The sequence below is a fragment of the Candidatus Zixiibacteriota bacterium genome (assembly GCA_026397505.1).
Classification (GTDB): Bacteria; Zixibacteria; MSB-5A5; order GN15; family PGXB01; genus JAPLUR01.
In genome coordinates this window covers 1-18,049 of the sequence record JAPLUR010000071.1, presented here as the reverse complement: position 1 = coordinate 18,049, position 18,049 = coordinate 1, and the positions used below count along the sequence as shown (strand labels likewise).

Sequence of the window (18,049 nt, the reverse complement as noted above, 5' to 3'; positions counted from 1 at the left end):
CATCCCGGCTCACAAACGGGGGGCTTTTCTCAGCAGAGTGGATTCTGCCCGGGGCTGGGCGATGGAATCAGCGAGATGTTTATCGTCGGCGGACGTGCCATTGAGTGGGGCGGCATGCGCACCGGGCGCGATCTCTTCAAGGCGCTGGAGGATAATTTTGTCATTCTTTCTGAGAAGTTCGCCTCTTCCTGGGAGTCAGGCCCAATTAATGAGGAATTGGCGCGTGCCTGTGCCGCGAGCGGAATTCAACCACCGCCCGGAAATGTGAAAACACATTGGATTCGTCTTGACCTCCCTCACGGAGGCGACAAATTGAAGCTTCAATCCTCTTTCGAAATATATTTCAATTGTTTCATCGCCATTAACAAGAATGAATTGACTCTTTTTAAACATACCGGCGGTAATCGGCTGGTCGAGGTTGAAATTCCTGAGGGGCTGAACAATATTCTTGATATCACGAGCGTATTTGATTCCAGCGGCCGGGAGTACCTGCCGCGTCACATGGTCCAATCCAATCGCACCCAGCGGTCATACGCCATGGAAGAGCGCGATGGCAAAATGGTGCTCTGGTTTGATTTTTCCGGCGATATTGAACTTCCGCCCGACTCCATAACCATAAACTATTCCATCACCGCCGGTACAGATGCTAACGGAATTGAAGCCGGCAAAATCAATGAACTGTATGAGAAGCACCCCGGGATCAAGAGTGCCGAGAATATCATTCCTGTGGCCGGAGCCATACCGGCCAAAACCGAGGAGCAGATTGTGATCGAGGTTTCCGCCCGCTTGCGCAACCGTGATCGGGCTCTGAATTTTGCGGAAATTTCCAATTGGGCTACCACTTTCGACCCGAGAATTCGTCAGGCCGAATGCAGAAATGGTGTCGAACGTGCCGAACGTGGTGTTCGTCGCTGCATAGTTGTTCGCATCACGGTCAGGGGTGTTGATTTTTATTCTGATGATGAAACCGTTCTGCTTCAAAAGAGGCTGCAGAGTTTTCTGAAATCACTTGCTCCCGTCAATACGCATTTCAAGGTGGAGATCAGCAAAGAATGATGGGAAATGATCCGGCTGTGATGCCTGATTTCTGTAATCGCAGGTATCCCTTCCATTATACGACCGCCCTGAATCTCCTGACTCGATTGGGCGTTGATACTAACCATATTTATTTGCTGGCCGAAGGTGAATATGAAAACTACAAGGGTGAGGTGCGCTCGCAGGAGCCTTTACCCGGTACTCCCCTGAAGGAAAATACACAAATTACTCTCAAAGTGGGATTTCCCAGTCCGGTCGATTATATGCCCTATCAGTTCTTTTTTGGGCTGAGGGGAAGTAGGACAAGATCGGCACAATGGGAGGAACAGTCCCGCTTGACTCTGGCGCCGTTTGATGCTTCTGTTATCCGCCATGATGCCCATGCCCGGTATCAAAGTCTTAAATACAGCATGGGGCTGGTGGATTACGAATATGTCTCGGCCTTTCTGAATTTATTCGACAAGAAAATTCAGCCGGAAATCAAAGGGGTGTCCGAGGCCCTCATCTGGGCAACTCTCTTCCCTTATTTCCATTTCTGGGCGGGCAATCATGAGCTCGTTCCCAGAGTGCTCCACCTGCTCTTTGGTTACGAATTCCAAATTGTCGAGAACACGGAATCGACTTTCTCGATTCCGGAGGGAATTCAATATCGGCTGGGTTCGAAAACGGGACGTTTGGGAAAAGAGATCCTTCTCGGGAAAAGCTTCACGGAGTCGGACTCGACTTATAAATTAATTGTCAGAGGTATCAAACCGGAAGATATCAACCAGTTTCTCCCCGGCAAGTCGTTAAGAAAGAAATTGGAGTGGGTTCTGAGCATCTGTATGCCCAATAATCTGGCCTGCCGCATTCGCTTTGAAACGACCGAACGCAAAATGGAAATGGGGCGGCAGAAGAACACCGGTTATCTGGGATATGCCGCACATATTTAATGGACTTGACAACAATATTGATAATTGATAAATTGAAAGTTTAAGACTTGAGGCAAGATAATGAGTGACTTGAACTTATATTCGGTCAACTGGCAGGATGGGATGCTGATAACACAGCAGCACCTCAAAGACCAGGAAAGGTATTTTGAGGAGCTGGTCCGATGGCACGCCCTTAATGTCGGTGATCGGTACGGCCTGGTCAAAAAGTCGTTCACCGGGAAACCCGCCCTGGTCCTTAATTCCATGGTCACAGGCAATCGGCTCAAGGTTGAGGTGGTTCGATGTCAGGCGCTGACTCCTGACGGCACTTATATCGATATCACCGAATCCAGCCGCGATCTGGTACGTGCCGAAGTGGTAATAGCCGGCACTACCGTCCCAGTTTATATCGGTGTTGATACGTCGGTCAAAAAGCAAATGGGCGAGCCCGATCCCAATGAGGACTTGCCGCGCGTTCCGTTTCTCATTAACAGCTATTCGGTTCATCTTGGACAACGGCCCGGCTTGCCTGAGGGGCGCATTCTCCAGGTCGCCGAACTGACTCTGCGCGGCAGCGAAATTGCACCGTCCCCGAACTACTATCCCCCCTGTCTGACTGTCTTTGACGATGAGCGTTTGGCCCAGAAAGCGGTTGACTATCGAAACCGTCTGGAAAATCTCCTTTCTCTTTCCTCACGGGCTTATCTGGCCGTTTCCACATCCGGTGCGCTGGCCGGAGAAAGCACGAATCTGCAAATTGCTTTCAGGGATACGGTCTATCAACTGGTCTATCATCTGGCGGCCACGCTTGATGATTATGTTGTCGGACGCAATGCCTGCCACCCGATCGATATGATTATTCTTTTCAAGAAACTGTTTCGGGTTTTCTCCACTCTGATCAATCTGCAGCCGGGACTCAAAGATTATCTCAACGAAAAATTCTTCACCAAGGAGCTTAATTCCGAGGTCGGCCGCTTTGTCTCATCGGTGGAGGCGTTCGTACTGGGTGATTACAATCATCAGGATCTCGGCGGACAGATTCAGGCAATTGATGAAAACCTCGGCACGTTGCGCGGAATACTCGGATTTCTGGCCGAAACCAAACGCGAGCAGCTGGGGCCGCAGGCCATGGCCACCGACAGCCTCACCTATCAGGGTCGCACCTATCGCGTGATGCCGTTCAGTTCCACCAGACTGGAACAGGTTGGTGAACTCAGCTATCTTTTGATTGATATAGCTCAGCCCCGGGCTATGGCCGACACGGTCGTTCTAATGTCAAAGGACCTTTACAGCGCGGCCGAATGGTCCAACATGCAGGTGCGGCTTGGTATCAATGATGCCCGCGGTCTCGGAGAAACCGACCCCATTGATATTGACATTAATACTTTTGGCAATAAGGTCGCCCTGCACCCCAGAGATATGCTCCGCTCTTCGTCGGTTCGCCAGGCGACGCTGATATTCCGCGGCGCCAAAGAGGCGGCCAAATTTTCCAAACTGGGGAAAATGGATTTGATAATTTACACTCTTTGAAACCTTTGCTTTTGAGTATCGGTGATGGAAATAAAAACTTACATTCAGGACCTATTCAAATATCTGGACTCTTTCGAGAAGAATGATGCTTCTTTCGATACCGAGGCTTTTCTTCAGACCTATAACGGTATTTATGCCGTTTTCCAGGCTCTGCGGCAACAACGGGATAAGGCCATTGAGGTCGATCAATTTTTTCTCGACCGGATCAAGCGACAGCCCATATCCAGTTCCGACTTGCGGCAAATTGCCATCCAGATCATGATCACGTATTTTGAATCGGAGGCAGATGCCGATGGGCAATCCAACCGCTCTTGGCTGTACTGCCGGGAATTGCGGGCGATCAAACAGGATGCTACTTTCTTTGAAAATAATCTGGTTCCGCTAATTCTTAAAGAAGGTTCATTCAGCAATAACCACCGCCTCGGTCTTTTTTTCCTGAACGAGGTTGCCCGCTATATTAATAAATTCGGCCGGAAGATCCACACGGGACTCAGTCCCGAGGAATTTTCCGGTATGCCCGACCATATGAAATTTCTGGAATTGGCCCGCCGTCGTATGGAATTGGGCGCTGAACTTCTCAGTGACCGATCCAGTCTGGAGTTCCATCTTCAGAGGGTCGGCATCTTCAACAAGTTGGGTCAAAGGAGCAAAGGATTTGAATACCTGCTGACCGAATGGAAATATGTCAGCAAGACCGGTTTCTGGATTCGTTTCAAGGCCGGGCTCGGCCGTTTTTTTGGAAAAATAAAAGGCGCCTTCTCCAGCTTCCGGTACTTCCGGCTGGTTGTGACACAGAGGAATGCCGCTTATCTGTACTATCTGGTGATAATTGCCGTATTTATTCTGCTTGCCATATACGTACCGATTAAGTGGAGACAGTACTCCCAGAACCAGCTCGGTTTATTTCAGGAGCGGGCCAACAAAGTGCAGAATATGTCCACGCGGTAGGTGCACCACTGACAAGAATGGGAAGTAAACAAAAATGCGTTTTGGAAAGATATTCAAACTATTTCAGAAGGGCTCCAAGGCCGCCTCAAAGCAGAAGGGGAAAAAGGGAGAAGCCGGCGGATTCAGCTGGCCCTCCGGACTGAGGGTGGGAGTTTTCGGTCACGCCAACGCCGGGAAGACCGTCTATTTTACCGTGCTGAACGAGGAATGCAAAATTTCCAGGGACTTGCAGATATCAGTGACCGATAACGCCACGGCCGGAGAGTTTCTTTTCAATTATCGCTCTCTCTGGGGCGTTGGGACAGCTTCCGGCGTGGGCACGGTCGTCGATTTGAAAGGCGAAAAGAAATTCCCCGAACCGACCGGCGGCGACAAGCTTCTTTTGTTCAACGCAATTCTCGATAAAAAGAAAAAAGTCTCGGTTGTGACTTATGATTACAATGGCAAGGCGGTTTCGATCATCGACCGGATTGACTTGAAAGACAAAGTGATCGATTTCATGTCGGGGTGCAATGGCATCCTCTTTTTCTATGATGCCAAATTTCTCGGGGCCGAGCTGCCCAGTCAGGAGCAGGCCGCTTCTTATGTCAGCATGCTGGAGTACCTGGCTCCGCTTAATAAAAGACTTCCCATACCGATTGCCCTGGTGGTGAGCAAAGCCGATATACTTCCCGGATTCACCGGCGAGGGTCAGACGGTCCTGGTCGGCCCGGAAGATGAGAATCTTTTTTCCGAGGATTTCGAGACCTTTTTTGAAAGGATACTCGAGAGCAACAAGGTTGCCGCCAATTCGACCTGGGCCGGAACGGTCAGGAATGTCCTGGTGCGGCTTAAAGAGTTCTTGAAAGTTGTGACCGGGCGAACGCTTGACTTCCAGATATTCTTTGTATCCAACACCGGGCAGACCCCGGAGAAAATCGGCAGCGATATCGGACGATCCATCTATGTCCCCCCGCCCAAGATTCATCCGGTCGGTGTCAAGGAACCGTTCTATTGGCTCCTGAAATCGGTCATCAGGAATCGGAGAATATCCCGGATGCGGACCGTGGCCCGATTTGTCACGTTCATCAGTATCCTGTGGCTGATATTCTATTCGCTTCCGCATCTGTACCATTTCAATTACCTTCTCCCCAGAGCGACCAGAGTGGAAAGCAGCATCCTGGAAACCTATAAGGGGAACGCCTATAATACATCGGATGATGAGCGCCGCAGGATTATCAGCGCCTACAATAAGTATGCCGATGCCTGGACGGTCGACTGGATTTTTCCCGTGTTCCAGACTCCGTCTCGCAGAATCAGCGAGGGCTACAAATCGTTGAATATGGCCTCGGCGACCGAAGACCTAAATAAAATCATCAAGAATTTCACCGGCATCGTCGGCGATACTACTCTATGGCCCAAGCTCAATCCCTCCGACTCGACCCTGGATGAGAGCGACATTCACCGGAAACTTAAAGAAGATCTCAGCAATTTCCATCAGGGGGATGAGAAATCGATACTTTTCACACGCAGCGGCCGAGCGCTGGCTTACTGGGACCTCTTTACCAGGTCAATTATGAAACCATCCGATACGGCGGTTTGGATCTCCATCGCGCAACAGGTGCAGCATGACCGGAACATGTATGGCAAAGAGATGAGCAATGAAGAAGTTGAGCTGGGGAAGGTTCTTTCGGACCGAAAAATGAAGAAAGTGCAGGTTGCTACAGCTCAGAAAGCAGCCAGCGACTTAAGCGGTCTGATACCGCAGATTAACGGCAACGAGAACGGCGCCTTCCGCCTCGATTCGGCGGTTAAAATCCTGCAGGAAAGCGTGAGCAAGCTCGATCCGGCGGCGGACAAGAGCAATATTGACATAATTAACCGCTATTTGCAGAGCGTCAATCGCTGGAGCAAGCGGCAGAAATTTGTCTGTAAAATAGAAGTTCTTCCCGAAAAATCGCATGTGCATATCGAGGTGACCGACAAGGGAAAAGACCCTCTCTGGGAAGAACACAATCAGACGATGATGGGTGATTCGGTTACAATATACTGGAAAGTCGGTGATGATATACATATCACTATCGATCTCAATAAGCATAAATGCAAATGGGGCAAGGAACCGAGCGATAAAACCATTTTGAAGGGAAAATTTTCCTTGTTTGAAATGGAAGGAGAAGTCTCCTTCAATAATATAGGGAAGAGAGCCGGTATCAGCTTTATGCCTCCCCTTGTGGAACAGCTCCCGGTGCTTAAGTGACGATCCTGATATTAGGGGAATAGGAGTTTTTATGAGAAATGATATGGCGAAAAAATTGTGTAGGATACTCTGCCTGGCTGGTTTGATTTTCACTTTTCTGTCTGTTGCGGTAGTCACCGCCGGCAAGATTCAGCTTTCCGACGGCCAGGAGGTGAAGATTAAGTTTGACTCTGCTGCAAAAGTATCCTCCGGGACTGTGACCAAAGGAGTGCCGCTTTTGATTCATCTGGTAGAACCTCTCGACATTGACGGCGTAATTATTGTCGAAAATGATGCTCCGGGAACCGCCACTGTCGTGGAGGTGGAAAAGGCCTCCAAACCCGGCAAGCCGGGAAAAATAAAAATTGAGATCACCGATTTGGAGCTAAAGGGTGACTATATTTCTCCGGACGGAAACAAGATAAAGCTAGTCGGCACTATCGAAAGCAAGGGTAAGGGGAAGAAGTTTCTGTCTTACCTGTTCATCGCTGGTCTTTTCATCAAAGGCACTGAAGCCATGATTAATACTGATTCAACCTATACCGCGACCATCGCCGAGCCAATTATATTGGAAAGCAAATAGTCTTTTAGCAGAACTTGGGAATATTAAAAGAGGGTTGCCTTCGGCCAGGCAACCCTCTTTCGTCTGCTTTCCAGTCGAAATCGTCGCCCTCCTGTCATCTCCGGCCGATAATATTGGGGTATATCTCAACCGTAGTCCCCTCGGTGTAAAACTGGTTAATGGTATCGCCGCTGGTCTTGATAATATTATATCCGTTAATATAAATCCAGTTTGTATCGATGATCTTCCCGGTGTCAATGGCTAAACTCCGGATATAGGCGGTTGCCAGAGTGGCGTAACCGTTGTGATCGACAATGGGCAGGTCAGGACTGTTGCGCCTGCTGATACTCAACCCAGCCGCCGACCCCTCCCTCCAATAAGTAAATTCGGAATCGTCGAAATACCCTGAACCTCTGGCAATGGAATCAAAATAGGTGTTCGGTGGATCGATATTGAGGCTGATGTTGATTGATCTCAGGCTGTCCAGATGATATACCTTGATGTCAAGAGCGATTGTCTGACCAAGTAGGGTTCTGGCAAAGCGCGGAGTCAGTCTGAGCATCGGTGCGAAGGGAGAAAGAACTATATCTACTTTATTAACAGTGCCGGGGATGATGTCGGTGATTGTCTCCCCGCGGTAGATTACTACTTGCGCCGCCACATTGCCCGGATAAGGTACGATTACCTCGAGCAGAAATTTCCGGTCGCGCCCCGCCGGAACAAGCAATGTTCCCGATATGAAATTCCCGTCGTCAATCAGTGTGTCGATGATCGGTGTGGAGATATCCGGTGCTGTGACAGTAAGGAGAGTAGGTCGGGATGTTGAGGCCTCGTCATTCGAAGCCCATTTTAGCACTACCTGTACTTCCTGTCCGCTACGCCCATTGTCGATAATCTTCTCGGCACAACCGACTATTATATTGATGATAAACCCGATGACCAAGCCGGGGAGAAGGTATCTGATTTGTCTCTTATTCATGCTCTTTCCCCTTTCTAAATTCCGATATTAAGGCCGCCGGTCAGCTGAAAACCGGAGAGATCAATATTGCCGCCGTCAGTGCTTCCGGTAAAATATTTATAACCGAAAACAAAGTCGGCGTTTTTCCCGAGTTTTCTTCCCAGCGTTCCGCCGAAACCGAATATTTTGGAACTGCCGAAGACTTGCTCATTACCGGCAATAAGCCGTATCTCCAGCGATGGGGCAACCGACCAATCTTTTTTGATATTCCATATAACTGACCCGCCCGCCGAGAATTCATTGCCGTACAATTTAAGTTGTTCCAGAATTTCATCACCCTCGTCATAGCGGGTGTTGCGGCCCCGTATCTGATACCGGAATCCGGCATTGATAGCATAGGCCCTGTTATCATATATCCAGCCCAGCCGCAAATCGGCATCCGGGCTCTGACGGAATATTTTCTTGCTGTCCAGTCGGTCGGCGGTATAGACATTGTAGATAATATCACCTGATAAGCTGGAAAGTCCCTTCTGCAAATCACCTCCGGCATTCATGCTGAGTAAATCGCCCGGATTGTAATCACCGGCATCCGCATACGGTTTGTAGGTTCCATTGTACTGGTACATCACACCTGCGCCGCATCTGACCGAGCCGAGCATAGCGGCGCCGCCGAAAAGAAGGTTGAATCCAAATCCTTCACCCAGACGGATCGTAGGAAAGTTGAGGTAATTCTGTGAGAGATACTGGAGCACCAGCCATTCGGCGGAAAGGTCCAGGTTCTTCTTCCCCGTGGGGAGATTCACTCCCCCGCTAAGCAGAAGAGCATCGTTCGCGAAAGAACGGTTTATTTGCAGCCGGAAGTCGCTCAGACCGGAAAGATTCAATTCGACCAGGCTCAGGTCAAGGCTGTTTGACGAAGTGGCGACATAGAATTCCGCTTCGAGATTCTCCCCCAGTGGCACAAAACCGCTCAGCGGCACAGTCGTCTGACTGATGCCAACCTCAACCAAGCTTTTTTTCAGTGTCCAGTTATTGTATATGAACTGAAGATTTCCTGTCGTCGGCTGACCGTAGACAATCTGGCCACAGGCCGGGCAGGCGACTGCTATTATTGCCGCGAAAGCCAGCAACGCGGTAAGCTTGTATCTATTTTCCATCGAGATCCCCCACGATTAAAACGGCTCCCGTGGTCCCGATTATCGGCGGCATTAAATCGGACCGTCTCGCCCCAAAGCTGGGAATAAATCCGGAATTGAGGACAATATCTGTCAGGCGCTGGCCCAATTCGGTGGTTAACTGCTCCTGTACCGCTTCCGATGTAACCACCGACTCAAACTGTTCAACTGCCTGACCGACACCGCCTGTCAAAGAAGGCGCCAGCGAGAGAGTCTGGAATTGTTCCTTGGCCGCCGTAAAACCTTTATCGAGACTGGCCGCTTCCTGGAATTCCTGCCGTGCCTGACCATCCAGCCCTCGACTGCGGTAGTTCAAACCCCGGCAATAAGCCATGAAAGCCAGGTATGATTCGGTTGGAACTTTTTGAATGGCATCGCGTTCCTCAGGCGAAAGGGTGATACCCATATCGTCAATGACCTTGAAAACAAATTGCTTCTGTACCTTGAAGAATTCCGCCATATCCCCTTCGACCGCCGGTGTTACTCTGGCGGAACCGTCAGTTGTATTGACGACGGCGCCATCAAGGCGAATTCCCTTGTCGCCTACGCCGAGCAATGTTCCGGTGATAATATTACGACTCCCCAAAAGCCTGCCCATCCTCGGGGCGGTGGCCGGGTCGGCATATTGTGATGAACTCAGCTTAAGCTCGTTCATTATGGCATCGATTTTCACACGGTCGACTACTTGCAGCGATTTGACTTTGGTCAGATCGGCGGCCGTGAACTCTGCCAGTCCCTCACCAATCGGGGCCATCTCGGGCGGCAGATGGGAACCATCGAAATTCACCACCGCAATGGTATTGGAAGGAATAGTACTGGCATCAATTTTCGATTCATTCTTCAGCGCCTGCGATACCTCCCTCTTCACTTTCTCCGTCACCAGCCGATCCAGATGCGCCCGAATCAGATTCTTGACCTTTCCCCCCGGCTCCAGGCTCAACGAATAAGTATAGGCATCAATGGCTTTATCGAACTCGTTCTGCTTTTCATATATCATGCCGGAGTACAGGCTGGCCATCGGGTCGGGTTGGATATTACCTGCCTGTTTGAGGGCATCCTCGGCTTTAATCAAATCCCCTTTTTTATAGAAAGCAATTCCCAATTCGCGCCACGTCTCTCCGCTCTTGGGATCAGCCGCGATATTTTTGTAGAAAACATCTATGGCCCGATCGTACTCACCCTGTTCAACCAGCTTCCTTCCCTGAGTGTACATATTTTGGGAGCATCCGGCCAGGAGAAGCAGGACAGGTAATATTAGTTTCTTGATCACATCCACCTCTCAGCAATACGGTCGATTAATCTCCTTACCCGGCCAGTGGGCGGTATATCTCCATCTTTCTGCGGGCCTCAACAAACTTATTATCAAGTTCATAGGCTCTTTTGAAATACTGATAAGCCGTTTTGTAATCATACTTATCCATGAAAGCCAGCCCCTGCGAATAGAGTGTAACCGCGTCGGTGGAGACTGAACCTCCCTCCAGAATCAGATTTTTGGTCTGATCATTGACTTGGAAATCAAGCTTCTTGGCCAACTCCTCCACCAACTCTTTTTCCAGCTTGGAATACTCCGGGCGACCTTCCTTGTCGACCGAAGCCACAATTTCCGAAGTCTCCACTTTCACCGCCCGGACAATCATGCGCGTGTTCTTCTCATCCAACTGGGTGATGCTGCCGAATACCATATACTGTGCGCCGAGAATCTTCCCGACCTGCACTGCCGTCGATTGATCGACCTTATCCGATTTCTGCAGTTCCAATTCCTTGAGAACAAAATCGATTTTGTCCCGTTCGATCACTTTCAGGTCGCTGATTTTGGCAAAGTCATGTTCAAAGAAATCAGCCAGACCCTTGCTCAAGTAGCCGAGTTCCTGCTGATATTTCCCAACCGAGAAATTGTCGAATTCCATGATAGCGATGGTCTTGACACCCGGCTTGGATTGGTCAGAACACAGCAGAGCGTTCTTACCTTTCAGAATACCGTACCATTTATCGCGCAACTGCCGGGGCCAAATTTCGTGGGGAAGAGATATCACACAAGGGCCGATATGAGATATCTTTTCCAGGTAGTCGATCGATTTCTGAAGATACTCTTCACCTTTTGCGTAAGTGATAATACTCAGCACTTCAAAAATGGCAATGCTATCCTCTGTGGAAAGATTTTTTCGCGCCAGCTGTTCATTGGCGACCGCAAGGCCCTTATCGAAATCCAGTTCGCTATAGAATTTGAGGGCTTCACCAAGCTTCTCGGCCGTGGTCGGCTCTGGCTGGGCAAGCGTCGGCAGTGATAAAAATGTCGTACCGACGGCGACCAGAATCAATATGAGAAGCAATCTCAATGCTCTGCTTCCAGGACTCATCCTGACTCCTTTGATTATTTTTCATATTCGCTATATTACAAAATCTATATCAATTGGCGTTAGAATAAAAGGACTATTTTTCGAAATCAAAATTGGCTTTGGAAACACTGTCGGCCGCTACCGTGATGCGCTCCTCCCGTGTCAACAGTTTTCCCTCCTGGGTCAACTGCACTTTTACCAAGTGCTCACCCGGTTTTGTCTTATTAAAGGAATAGTTTGTCTGACGATCCTCCTGGAGTTCACCGTCAATAAAAATATCTGCCCCGCGGGGATTTGAGCCCACAATCAAAGTGCCATAAGCCGCTGCCTGCCGGGTCGGGAGAGTCTCTGGTTTCGGAACGGGCATTCTGAAATCGTACCGTTTCCGCGCCGTCTCGCCCGATTCTATGATCACGGTGTCCGTAATCACCCGATTTACGGCCTCTCTGTTTTCAATTCTGATAATATGTTTTCCAGTGTCGGCGACCAACGAGGCAAAATCGGTTTTCCCACTCTGGAAAGTGCCGTCAAGATAGATATCACCATAGGGAGCAATCGAAATGTCGACCGTGCCTGTCAATTGAGCCGTTATGGGGCTATGCGAATCATCAGGTTTCTCTGCCGGAGTCGTCAGAGTGTCCTCTTGCATGGTAGGAGCAGGTTCTGTGATCCGGGAAGGGAAAAATTTATAAATGGCGGTCGCGGCAATAGCTAGAATTATTGTAGCGATTACGATTATGAGCATTCTGCCCGATTTCTTTTTTGGGGCATGATTTTCGGCGGCATCCTTGACTGCCCCGGTAACATCGGAGTCGTTGCGGATATTATCAATCCTCTGCTGCATATCGAGAGCGGTCTGAAAACGATCTCCCGGTTCCATTTTCATAGAGCGGACAACAAGATCATCAACCCGCCGCGGGATTTCGGCATTCAACTCGCGCGCCCTGGGGGGATCGGTAAACAGCTTGGCATCGCGGATAGCGAATTCATTATCTCCTTTGAATGGCAACTCGCCGGTCAGCATATAGTATAGAGTTGTTCCGACGGCATAAGTATCCACCATAGCATAATTGGTGTCGGCGGTGGGCACAAATTGTTCCGGCGCCATATAAGCTGGTGTCCCGCAGGCAGTTCCTGCCGTGGTCAGGTTGGGGTCGGTCTTCGCCTTAGCGATGCCGAAATCAATAATCTTCACCCGTCCGGTAATGTCAATCATGATATTGCTCGGCTTGATATCGCGATGATAGACTCCTTTCTGATGCGCGAACTCAAGAATGTCGAGGACTTCCGAGGCTATTTTCAGCGCCTCCTCAACCGGGATTTTACCTTCATTATGAATTTTCTCTTCGAGAGTAATACCCTCGATATATTCCATGGCGATGACAATATCATCACCATGATTGAAGAAATGTTTGATGCGGCAGATATTGGGGTGACCGTCAAGAAGCGCCAGCTTATCGGCCTCCTGACGGAACCGTTCCACCAGCCGGGGATCACTCAGGATTTTTAAAACTACCTTGAGATTGGGCACATCCTGATGCACCCCCAGATAAACCTTGGCCATCCCTCCGGCGCCGATTTTCCTTAGAATTCGGTAACTTCCAATAAATTGCTCTTCCACATTTGGAATATATATGGATTAAAATGCTTGGGGCAATATTAAATAGAACTAAATTATGAAAAGGACCCGGTCAAAATTCTGGGGCTTTCCGGCGGAGTGGCTGTCTGATTTTGAAACAGATCAACGAGATTTCAAAGGCGGGTTGGACAATATTTCGGACTTGTACCCATAACCGATACGATAATAATACTTCCCGATAAAAACTCCGTTCAGCCTGATTGGAAATTCCCTGACCTCATCCATGGCATTAAATCTGCCAGTAACCTGAGATGCCTTCAGTCCGCTGGGAGCATCGGCAAACATAATTATTGTCCTCCCGTGCACCGACGAATCGGGGAACCATAACCGATACATCAGGCTCTCATGTCCGAAAAGATGACTCCCCACAGTAATCCCGGGTCCTTCGGGATAACCATAAAACGCCAATTCACTGGAAATATTGTATTTATCCAGCCCGGTGACCAGCGTCGGCTTTGAACTGCTGTGTGAAACACTCCGCCTTATTTCATTTGCTTCTTTCTGCAGATCCTTCCATCCGGCGATACTGGTGATTTCATGGGGGTATGGGATACCTGGAAGGCCGGGTGCCAAGTAGTGACATGCCGCGCCATAGATTATGGCCAGCATGATGATTGTCGGCAGCCAGATCCTCCGGACAATTGAAATCAAAGATAGCCCGTGGCTCCTCGTCGGCCCTGTCATCATATATGCTATCACTGGCAGTAGCGCCAGCCAGGCCGGACCGGTCCAATTCAGTTTCGGCTGATGCGTTAGACTGAAAATGGTGAAAACGGCCAGGGGCGCCAGTGTGAAAATAAGGACAAAAAGCTGCCGTCGGTGGGGCATCGACGATTTTGATTTGCCCTTGGCAACCTCATTCTTGCGAGTAAAGAGGGCCGGGATGGCCGCCAGAAAGACGGTAGGAGTCAGAAGAACCAGGATCGAACCTAGAATAAGATGCGGGGAAAAATAGCTTTTCCCGGCAACACGACGCGTTGTCTGAAAGGCAAAAGATATCCAATTATTCTCCGCATTCCAGACGATCACCGGAGAAAAAATGATCAGGGCCAGCAGGGCAGCCAGATACGGCTGGGGCCTGTAAAGCCATTTCCTGGCCTGTGAGTCAATCAAAATGTACAGAAAAACCGCCGGTATCAGAAGTGCCATCGTGTATTTGGAAAGCATTCCCAGGCCGATAAAAAGTCCGACGCCCCACCAGGCTTTTTCCCTTTCTTTAATCAAGGCGCCATAAAGATAGTACAGTGCTCCCGCCCAGCAGGCGCTTAAAGGGGCATCCGGTGTCATTAGAGTGCCGATGCTGATAAAGAAAGGGAGAGCCGAGACAAGCAGAATTGTGTTTAAGCCTGTCTTTCGGTCAAACATCTCGCGGGACAGGCAGAAACTGAATCCTGCCGTCACAAACCAGCACAGCAAAGCTCCCAGACGAACCGAGAATTCATTGTTGCCGAAGATTAATGTCCCTGCTTTGATAATCCAGGCGACCATCGGCGGATGGTCAAGATACCCGAGCGCCGGATGCTGAGAATAATTCCAGTAATAGGCTTCCATCGGCATGAGTTCGGGCAGCCCAATATAAACCATGCGCAAAATGAGCAGATAGACGATCAGGCTCAAAGAAGCCAGCCGCCAGTAACGTCTCGCGAAAGCTCTTTCTGACAATGCGGGACTGAAAAATAGACTCACTCCAATATGAATGGTCAGGGAAGAGGCCGCAGCCGCAAATATTATGGCCAGGCGGGGTGCCATTCCCCAATGGTCGATGGCCAATGTTAGTATCCCCCCGCGCAGAAACAGCGCCATCAGCACGACTGCAACGTAGACCAGAAGTCGCCACCACACCGCCGGCTGCCACGCAATTTCTGTCTTTGGAGAGTAACGCAGCCAATAGAGCGAATGTGACAGGAAAGCCGCCATCAGAAGACTCAAAACATGTGACAGATTTACCGTATACCTGCTGGAAAGCAGGAACTGAAAGAGAGCTACATCAATTATGAATAGCACCAGCGCAGGAGGAACCACCCATTTGGGCTTTCTTGATAGAGTCAAAATTTTCGCCGAGCGTGCCAATCTTCGAGCATATGCCCATTCAAGGATGCCTGTACAACTGGTTGTCTTTTGGCTCACACCGAAATTTAATATTTTTGGCGCCGGACGGCAATAGATTCTGCCCGACGACCGGCGATTTTCGCAGATTCATAACCATCGGCCGAGTGAAAAATCACCTCCGGCAACCTTCCAGATTTCGATTGCCATTGTTTTTACTTCCATATATCTTTGTCTGAAATTTATGGAATCGATTTTCTAGATCTCGCTATTTATCCATGAGCCGGATATAAAACTATGGAATCACCCAATTCTGATTTTCCCCCATCTGATGATGAAAGAAGCAGTTTTTGGACCGGGCTAAAAAGGCTCCTTTTCGGCAAGCCGCGCGATCTCGCGGAAACCTCCATTTTCCATCGTCTATCGTTGATACCGATACTCGCTTGGGTTGGGCTTGGCGCTGATGGGCTTTCTTCTTCATCTTATGGGCCGGAGGAGGCTTTCCGCGCTCTGGGACAACATACATATCTGGCTTTTGGTCTCGCGCTCGGGACCGCTCTGACCGTTATCATCATCGCCCTTGGCTACAGCCGCATTATCGAGGAATTCCCCAGCGGGGGTGGCGGATACCTGGTCGCTTCCAAACTGCTTGGGAAACGCCTTGGCGTCGTATCCGGATGCGCCCTCCTTGTCGATTATGTCCTGACTATTGCAGTTTCTATCACGGCCGCCGGCGATGCGCTATTCAGCACCCTTCCTCTGGAATGGCACGCGGCCAGAATGCCGGTCCTCATTTTTCTGATCATTGCTTTGACCATCCTCAATATCCGCGGCGTGAAAGAATCGGTGCTGACCCTGGCGCCGATCTTCTTTCTCTTCCTGATAACTCATGCCCTCCTTATAGGCATCGGCATCATATCTCACGCCGATAATGTCCCGGCCATTGTCCAGAGTGCTTCTGACGGTTTCAGGACCGATTACTCTACTCTGGGATTGGGTGGAATCCTCTCCATATTCATCTATGCTTATTCATTGGGGGGGGGCACCTACACCGGTCTCGAGGCGGTCTCCAACGGCATGCCGATTATGCGCGAGCCGCGCGTTCATACCGCCCGGAAAACCATGCTTTATATGGCCGTTTCGCTCTCGCTCACGGCCGCCGGGCTTCTGGTCTGCTATCTTCTCTGGAATATCACCCCGGAGCCGGGCAAGACATTGAACGCTGTGCTGGCCAACCGCGTCGCCGGAGGTTCGCCCCTCGGCCAGATCTTTGTTGTCACGACCATGGTGGCCGCCGGAGCCATACTGATTGTCGGGGCACAGGCCGGATTTCTGGATGGTCCCCGGGTGCTGGCCAATATGGCTGTCGATTCCTGGGTGCCGCATCGCCTTTCGGCTCTATCCGAACGCCTGACCACCATGAACGGCATCGTTCTCATGGGTTTGGCCGCCCTGGCGGTGCTTCTCTATACCGGGGGAAATATCCACAGCCTGGTGGTGATGTACAGCATCAATGTCTTTCTGACATTTTCCCTCTCTATGCTGGGGATGTGGCGGCTCTGGTATCGCCGCAAGGGGATAACTTTCCGGAAACGCCGATTGGCGCTTTTTACGGTGGCATTTTTGCTTTGCGCCACAATTCTTATTATTACCATGACCGAAAAATTTACCGAGGGTGGCTGGATGACGATATTAATCACCGGGGCGGTCGCACTGCTCTGTTTTGCCATTCATGCGCATTACAAGGGCGTCTGGGTGCGCCTCGAGAAATTGAACGCCATATTCGCCGATCTACCCTCCGGCGAGCCAAAATCACCGGTCGCCGAACCCAATTCCAAAGACAACACCGCCGCAATTCTGGTCGGCGGATACAGCGGGCTGGGGGTGCATACCCTGCTCGCGATTTTCCGTGCCTTTCCACGGCAATATAAAAATCTAATCTTCATTTCCGTGGGCGTGGTTGATTCGGGCGAGATGAAGGGGGCCGATCAGATCGAGACATTAAAACTGCGGATTGAGGAATCGCTGAAAAAATATGTCCGGCTGGCCAATAATCTCGGTTATCCGGCAACTTATCGTATGTCGATCGGCACCGATGTCGCCGATGAGGCTTTGAATCTCTGCCTGCAGGCTTCGAAAGATTTCCCCAGCATTGCCTTCTTTGCCGGGAAACTGGTTTTCAAGCAGGAGTCATGGTATCACGGGCTATTACATAATCAAACCGCTTTTTCGCTTCAGCGCAGTCTTTGGTGGGAAGGGAAAACGATGGTCATCCTGCCGGTCCGTGTCCGTTAACCCGCTCTTTTCCCAAATCCTTTGCCCCTTATTTGCCCTTGACTTCGCTTTGTGATTTATTAATTTCCCTTTGTTGAATTATTAATGCCCCCGTAGCTCATCTGGATAGAGCATCTGCCTTCTAAGCAGAGGGTAGCAGGTTCGAGTCCTGCCGGGGGTATTATTTAGGCAATCGGGCGGTTGAATAGGAAAACTATGATAAATTTTCGATGATATTCTGCGCCGCCAGCCCACCTCGGCGGGTTTTCTGACGGAACTGGATGTTTTTAAAAAAGGAGGTTACGATGGCATCATTTGAAGTTCGCGTGGTCAACGATGATCAAAAGGGTTTGAAGGGTGTGCGGGTAAGACTGTCATTTAAAGGATTGACCCGCGGCATGTCATCCGAGGAATATACCG

At 50.0% G+C, this 18,049-nt stretch carries 13 protein-coding genes and 1 tRNA gene; 8 read left to right on the top strand and 6 right to left on the bottom strand.

What is annotated here, in order from left to right; translation table 11 throughout:
* The 6 genes from NT002_07705 to NT002_07680 all read left to right on the top strand — a co-directional run.
* A partial coding sequence (locus NT002_07705) for a hypothetical protein (GenBank protein ID MCX6829153.1) occupies positions 1-1,056 on the top strand: 1,056 nt, incomplete at its 5' end.
* Positions 1,053-1,967: a type VI secretion system baseplate subunit TssG gene (locus NT002_07700; protein ID MCX6829152.1), complete on the top strand. Its 915-nt coding sequence runs from the start codon at positions 1,053-1,055 to the stop codon at positions 1,965-1,967. The genes NT002_07705 and NT002_07700, both read left to right, overlap by 4 nt.
* Before the next feature lie 60 nt (positions 1,968-2,027).
* Positions 2,028-3,476, top strand: coding sequence for a hypothetical protein (locus NT002_07695; GenBank protein MCX6829151.1), 1,449 nt, complete (start codon positions 2,028-2,030; stop codon positions 3,474-3,476).
* Between the two features lie 24 nt (positions 3,477-3,500).
* A complete protein-coding gene (locus NT002_07690; GenBank protein ID MCX6829150.1) occupies positions 3,501-4,424 on the top strand; it encodes a hypothetical protein in 924 nt (307 codons plus the stop codon).
* Between the two features lie 34 nt (positions 4,425-4,458).
* Complete coding sequence (locus tag NT002_07685; GenBank protein MCX6829149.1) at positions 4,459-6,660, top strand: hypothetical protein; 2,202 nt, start codon at positions 4,459-4,461, stop codon at positions 6,658-6,660.
* A 43-nt stretch (positions 6,661-6,703) separates the two neighbouring features.
* Positions 6,704-7,222 carry a hypothetical protein gene (locus tag NT002_07680; GenBank protein MCX6829148.1) on the top strand — a complete coding sequence of 173 codons (519 nt, stop codon included), beginning with the start codon at positions 6,704-6,706 and terminating at the stop codon, positions 7,220-7,222.
* A gap of 94 nt (positions 7,223-7,316) precedes the next feature.
* Here the strand turns inward: NT002_07680 and NT002_07675 are convergent, their stop codons facing one another.
* From NT002_07675 to NT002_07650, 6 genes are all read right to left on the bottom strand, one after another.
* The gene (locus NT002_07675) at positions 7,317-8,180 is read right to left on the bottom strand and encodes a hypothetical protein (GenBank protein ID MCX6829147.1); all 864 of its coding nucleotides are present in this window, start codon (positions 8,178-8,180) and stop codon (positions 7,317-7,319) included.
* Positions 8,181-8,194: 14 nt separating this feature from the next.
* The gene (locus NT002_07670) at positions 8,195-9,316 is read right to left on the bottom strand and encodes a hypothetical protein (GenBank protein MCX6829146.1); all 1,122 of its coding nucleotides are present in this window, start codon (positions 9,314-9,316) and stop codon (positions 8,195-8,197) included.
* Positions 9,306-10,604: a tetratricopeptide repeat protein gene (locus NT002_07665; GenBank protein MCX6829145.1), complete on the bottom strand. Its 1,299-nt coding sequence runs from the start codon at positions 10,602-10,604 to the stop codon at positions 9,306-9,308. The genes NT002_07670 and NT002_07665 overlap by 11 nt, the downstream gene beginning before the upstream one ends.
* Positions 10,605-10,638: 34 nt before the next feature.
* Positions 10,639-11,691 carry a hypothetical protein gene (locus NT002_07660; GenBank protein ID MCX6829144.1) on the bottom strand — a complete coding sequence of 351 codons (1,053 nt, stop codon included), beginning with the start codon at positions 11,689-11,691 and terminating at the stop codon, positions 10,639-10,641.
* A gap of 73 nt (positions 11,692-11,764) precedes the next feature.
* Entirely contained in the window at positions 11,765-13,291 is a 1,527-nt protein-coding gene (locus NT002_07655; protein MCX6829143.1) for a serine/threonine protein kinase, read from the bottom strand.
* A 120-nt stretch (positions 13,292-13,411) separates the two neighbouring features.
* On the bottom strand, positions 13,412-15,358 hold the full coding sequence (locus tag NT002_07650) for a glycosyltransferase family 39 protein (protein MCX6829142.1): 1,947 nt from the start codon (positions 15,356-15,358) through the stop codon (positions 13,412-13,414).
* A 294-nt stretch (positions 15,359-15,652) separates the two neighbouring features.
* Between NT002_07650 and NT002_07645 the strand changes: the two genes are divergently transcribed.
* Both NT002_07645 and NT002_07640 read left to right on the top strand, forming a co-directional pair.
* Positions 15,653-17,650 carry an APC family permease gene (locus NT002_07645; GenBank protein MCX6829141.1) on the top strand — a complete coding sequence of 666 codons (1,998 nt, stop codon included), beginning with the start codon at positions 15,653-15,655 and terminating at the stop codon, positions 17,648-17,650.
* 86 nt (positions 17,651-17,736) lie between these two features.
* Positions 17,737-17,810, top strand: a tRNA-Arg gene (locus NT002_07640).
* Positions 17,811-18,049 lie beyond the last annotated feature (239 nt).